Genomic DNA, 282 nt, shown 5'->3' with positions numbered 1-282 from the left:
AAGATAGCAGCCACATATACTGAAAATGAAAGTGGCGCATCGCTCAACCGTCCGGAACTGTTCCGCCTGCTATCTGATTGTCAGGCAGGTGATATTCTGCTGATAGAGCAGGTAGATCGCTTAAGTCGTTTGAATGCTAATGACTGGGAGCGATTGAAGTCTGAAATTCGCAACAGGCATGTTAAAGTTGTTGCGCTTGATTTGCCTACGTCATGGGGAATGGCATCTTCGAATACAGATGAATTTACTGCACGTATGTCAGAAGCCATCAATAACATGATG

General features: G+C 44.7%; 1 protein-coding gene. It reads left to right on the top strand.

Features of this window, described 5'->3' with window-relative positions; genetic code table 11:
• The coding region (locus tag HBA93_RS20730; RefSeq protein ID WP_221724529.1) for a recombinase family protein at nucleotides 1-282 on the top strand (282 nt) is incomplete at both ends.

Origin of the sequence: Ochrobactrum sp. SFR4 (assembly GCF_019730395.1) — a bacterium.
Classification (GTDB): domain Bacteria; phylum Pseudomonadota; class Alphaproteobacteria; order Rhizobiales; family Rhizobiaceae; genus Pseudochrobactrum.
Note: the sequence above shows the minus strand (reverse complement) of the source record. Positions and strands in the feature narration are given on the sequence as shown.